Source organism: Megasphaera sp. NM10, from assembly GCF_000417505.1.
GTDB classification, from domain to species: domain Bacteria; phylum Bacillota; class Negativicutes; order Veillonellales; family Megasphaeraceae; genus Megasphaera; species Megasphaera intestinihominis.
Genome location: NZ_APHY01000153.1, coordinates 1 through 1,193 on the forward strand (window position 1 = coordinate 1; position 1,193 = coordinate 1,193).

General features: G+C 49.1%; 1 protein-coding gene. It reads left to right on the plus strand.

Going from position 1 to position 1,193, the window contains the following annotated elements:
* On the plus strand, positions 1-1,171 hold a 1,171-nt coding region (locus NM10_RS14875; RefSeq protein ID WP_020311954.1), incomplete at its 5' end, for an RNA-guided endonuclease InsQ/TnpB family protein.
* Between the last annotated feature and the right edge of the window lie 22 nt (positions 1,172-1,193).

The window sequence follows — 1,193 nt, forward strand, 5'->3', positions numbered from 1 at the left end:
GTATAATATAGCGGTCTATACGATTCGGCAGCATTACTTCGATACCCAGCAATTCTTGCGGTACGAAGAAAATTACCCCATTTGCAAGGAAAATGAAAACTACGGCTTGTTGCAGGCCGGTGTTGCCCAGCAGATATTGAAGATGGCCGACCGCAGTTTTTGTTCCTTTTTCGGGCTTTTGCAGAAAGTCAAGCCAGGTGACTATGGTTCAAAGGCTGTCCGCCTGCCACACTATCGTGAAAAAGGTGGTCTCTTCAGTCTCATCTTGTCGACGAACGCCATCAACATAAAAAATGGCTTCCTAACGGTGCCGATGAGCCGTGAATATATGAAACGCCATAACGGTCATCGGATTCGGATTCCTTTTCCGGACAAATTGAAGGATAAGACGATTCAGGAAGTCCGCATCTGTCCCATGTACGGTGGACGGTATTTCAAGATTCAGTATTGCTACTTACAGGACCCGGAACCGGTGAAAACCTCGCCAGACCGTGTCCTGGCTATCGACTTGGGACTGGACAATCTGGCCGCCTGCGTTACCAATACGGGGACGTCGTTCCTCATGGACGGTCGTAAACTCAAATCTATCAACCAGTATTGGAACAAACGCAAAGCCAGACTCCAAAGCATTGCCGCCAAGCAGGGCCAGAAGACGACGAACCAGCTCTGTCAGTTAGCGAAGAAACGCAATTTCCGGATGCAGGACATCCTTCGCAAGACAGCCCGCTATATCCTCGATTTTTGCATCAGTCATCAGATAGGGACCCTTGTCTGCGGCTATAATCGCGATTTCAAACGAGGACTAAAGCTGGGCAAAGTGACGAATCAGCATTTCACTCAAATTAGCCTGAGCTATCTGCGTAGTACCTTGAAACAGCTGTGTGAACGCTATGGGATAACCTATCTGGAACAGGAAGAATCCTATACCTCTCAGGCCAGCTGCCTGGATTTGGACAACATTCCCGTATACCAGCCGGATACACCCTATACAGGAACGTTCAGCGGGAAACGAGTCCAGCGCGGCCTGTACCGCTTCGCCAACGGCAGGACGGCCAATGCCGACATCAACGGCGCCGCCAATATACTCCGTAAAAGTAAGCAGAACTTCGATTTCGAAGGACTGTGTAAGGGGCTTTTKGACAGCCGTTTGAGAATTAAGGACTTATCCTGATTTCAGGAGGAAACTTAAACAG